Below are 3,667 nucleotides of genomic sequence, written 5' to 3'. Positions count from 1 at the left end.
CCCAGTGGACTCTCAGGCGTCATGCGTAGATTCGCTTACAAGTTCAGTGAGGGTCGTGCGGCGCACTGGATGATCCTGCTCTACGCGGACCGCGTCGACGCCGGCGAGCACCACATCCTCTCGCTGCTGAGCTCCCGTCCGGACAACCCGATCACCGAGACCGGCATCAGGGCCGAGTTCACCCACAGTGGCGTCGGGTCCCGGTTCGGCCGGAAGCGGGCCGACGTGAAGCACACGTGGATGGATCCGATAATCGTTGCCGGCCCGTGGATCCTGCCCATCTACTTGGTGAGAAGGCTACTCAAGCGCAAGAAATAGAAGAAGAATGGCCATGACGGCCTCTCACCGCCGGCTAGAGCAGCGAAATTGATTACCACGGCGTGGTTGAATTGTGCTCTTGCACACTACAATCGGTGACTAATGCACCTGGCATAACTGGGTGCGAGGAGGTGGACGCCTCCACCACTACGTGCGCGACATCGTCGTGGACTCGGTCGCCCTCGGCGCCACGCGGGCTGAATGCGCTTGCTGACGGGTAGCGCGGTGCCATCTGCGGACGGAGCCGAGGGCCCGGCACAGTTCTCATGGTATCTACTGCCCAGTTGAAAACGTGCGATCGCGATCGTCCAGCATGCGCAGAATGGCAGAACTGGTCTAGCCAAATCGCAACGCGGGCAGACCATATGGCTAATCTGACGGGACGAGCGGTGCCGCCGCTTTCCGTCCCATCGGGCCGGTGCGGTTGCGACTGCCAAATCCCACGATGAACTCATGACGCACGAGCCTTTGAAGGTTGGTCTGTTGGCGCCGCCTTGGGCGGCGACACCCCCGCCAGGCTACGGGGGCACGGAGTCGGTGGTGTGCCAGCTGGCGCAGGGCTTGACTGCGGCCGGACACGAGGTGTTGCTGTATGCCACCGGCGACAGCACGGCGCAGGTCCCCATTGTCTACACCATGGCCACGGCGGATTGGGATCGCGTCGGCCGCGGTGAAGTTGAGTTGCCCCACGTCATGGGCGGCTACGAGGCACTTGCCGGCTGCGACATCATTCATGACCACACTCTGTTGGGTCCGGCGTGGGCGTTGGCGTCCGGCTATGACCGAGTAGTCACCACCTGCCACGGTCCGTTCAGCGGTGAGCTCCGAGCGATCTACCGCCGCTACGGCAAGCGGCTACCCGTAGTGGCGATTTCGCACGACCAAGCGTCGCACGCGCCTGAGATCGACGTGGCCCGAGTGATTCACCACGGACTGGACCCCGACGAATACCCAGTGGGCGCAGGAGAAGGGGATTACCTGCTATTTCTCGGGCGGATGACCCCGGACAAGGGGGTACGCGAGGCCGTACTGGCTGCGCGTGCCGCAGGCGAGCCGCTGATGATCGCAGCCAAGAACCGGGAACCCATTGAACAGGCCTACTTTGCTGACCAAGTCTTGCCGTTACTCACCGACGATGTGAATTTCGTCGGAGAGGTCACCGGTGACGCGAAACTGGCGCTAATCGGTGCGGCCAAAGCCCTCCTGAACCCGATCCAATGGGCGGAACCGTTCGGGTTGGTGATGATCGAGGCGATGGCCTGCGGCACGCCAGTCATCGCCTGTCCCAACGGCGCCGCACCCGAGATCGTGGATCGCGGCAGCACCGGGTTCCTCTGCGCCGACGCCGCCGAACTGGTGACCGCGATCCACGGCATCGACCAGTTGGACCGTGATGCCTGCCGCGCGGCAGTCGTCCAGCGCTTCTCTACCACTCGGATGGTCGCCGACCACCTCGCCCTCTATCAGGAGATGGTTACCCGGTGAGCGTCGTCGACGGCGAAGCAGGTGCGGCGGACGCTTGGGCCTCTGGCACGGGCCCACCCGTGACCAGCGACGGCGGTGACATCACGCTGCTAGAAGGTTCGACGTTTTGCATCTCGGCGAATTCGGGCGACGTTCATCGCGATCGGCCACAGGGATTGTTCGTCGCCGATACCCGGTTGTTGTCATGCTGGCGGCTTGCCGTCGACGGGGCGCCGGTGCAAAACCTGGCCACGATCGAAGAGCCAGCCGAGCCCTACCGGGCCACGTTCGTTGGCCGGACGCCGCCACGTCAATGGCTGGCGGACAGCACGATGTTGGTGCTGCGCGACAGGTTGGTCGGCGACGGGATGCGCGAGGACGTGATCTTACGCAACCTCGGGGCGGAGCCGGTCGGGGTCACCTTGTCCTTGGCCGTGGACTCGGACTTCGCGGATCTCTTCGCCGTCAAGGAAGGCAGGGCTCAGCGCCCGCACGATCTAGCCGTCGACCTCGGCACGGCGACGATGGCCTTCACGTTCGCCGGACCGGATGACACCCGCGGTGTTCAGATCACTGCCACCACCGGGGATCCGATCGTCACGCCCGGCAGATTCACGTTCCGGATCGTAGTGCCACAACGGTCGCAGTGGTCGACCTGCTTCGCCGTGGAGGCCTCGACCGGAGGCGATCGAATCCAGCCCCGACACCGCTGTGGCGAACCAGTCGACACCAGCGGTCCAGCACGCCGACTCCACGCCTGGCGTCTGTCGAATCCGCGGATCGTCACTGGAGATTCGGCGTTTGATCGTTCTCTCGAGGTCGGGACCCGTGACCTCGGTTCATTGCAGATCGAAGACCCGAAACAGCCGGGCCGTCCGATCCTTGCCGCAGGCGCGCCTTGGTTCATGGCGCTCTTCGGACGAGATTCCCTACTGACCGCGTGGATGAGCTTGGGTCTGGATCCACGCTTGGCGGTGAACACCTTGCGCACCCTTGCCCGGCTGCAAGGGACCAGGGTGGACCCTCTGACCGAGGAGGAACCGGGGCGTATCCTCCACGAGGTTCGTCTCGGCACAGAGGCGGCGTTGGCGTTAGGCGGAGGCACCACCTACTACGGAACCGTGGACGCCACACCACTTTTCGTCATGCTGCTCGCTGAGCTCGATCGGTGGGGAGGCCTTCTCGACGAAGACCGGCCGTCGCTGTTGGCCGCGGCCGATCGCGCCATGGCGTGGATACTCGAGTACGGCGACGCCGACGGAGATGGTTTCGTGGAGTACCGCCGACACACCGACCGCGGTCTGGTCAACCAGGGCTGGAAGGACTCCTTCGACGGGATCAACCATGCCGACGGGCATCTCGCCGCCCCGCCGATAGCGCTGTGCGAGGTGCAGGGCTACGTGTATGCAGCGTTTCAGGCTCGAGCGTTCCTTGCCGACGGAGACGGGGACACCGTCGCAGCCCGAGCGTGGCGCACCCGCTCGGCGCAGCTGAAGGCGGCGTTCAACCTCGCCTTCTGGATGCCCGACAGGCAGGCTTTCGCGACAGCCCTCGACGGGGCCAAACGTCAAGTCGACTCCGTCTCTTCGAACATGGGCCATTGCCTGTGGACCGGCATCGTCGACGACGACAAGGCCGCCGCAGTGGCAGCACATCTCGCTGGGCCTCAACTGAACTCAGGATTCGGGATACGAACTCTGGCCACCGACATGAACGCCTTCAACCCGATGAGCTATCACAACGGCTCGGTGTGGCCGCACGACACCGCGATCGCCATCGCAGGGCTGGCCAACTACGGTTTCGTCGAAGAGACGCAACAGATTGCGTTGGGCCTGCTCGATGCGTCCGAACATTTCGGCGGCAGGCTGCCCGAGCTGTTCTGCGG

At 64.3% G+C, this 3,667-nt stretch carries 2 protein-coding genes and 1 pseudogene; all 3 read left to right on the top strand.

What is annotated here, in order from left to right; translation table 11 throughout:
- A pseudogene (locus ABW137_RS37000) lies at nucleotides 1-318 on the top strand (hypothetical protein); the annotation flags it as partial.
- Nucleotides 319-771: 453 nt separating this feature from the next.
- Nucleotides 772-1,803, top strand: coding sequence for a glycosyltransferase family 4 protein (locus ABW137_RS36995; RefSeq protein WP_526408156.1), 1,032 nt, complete (start codon nucleotides 772-774; stop codon nucleotides 1,801-1,803).
- Nucleotides 1,800-3,667: glucosylglycerate hydrolase family protein (locus ABW137_RS36990; protein WP_526408154.1), on the top strand; the 1,868-nt coding region annotated here is incomplete at its 3' end. The genes ABW137_RS36995 and ABW137_RS36990, both read left to right, overlap by 4 nt.

The sequence above is a fragment of the Mycobacterium sp. genome (assembly GCF_040509115.1).
Classification (GTDB): Bacteria; Actinomycetota; Actinomycetes; order Mycobacteriales; family Mycobacteriaceae; genus Mycobacterium.
Note: the sequence above shows the minus strand (reverse complement) of the source record. Positions and strands in the feature narration are given on the sequence as shown.

Coding starts and splice junctions, on each gene's coding strand:
- ABW137_RS36995 (WP_526408156.1), top strand. CDS start 772: ATGACGCACGAGCCTTTGAAGGTTGGTCTGTTGGCGCCGCCTTGGGCG.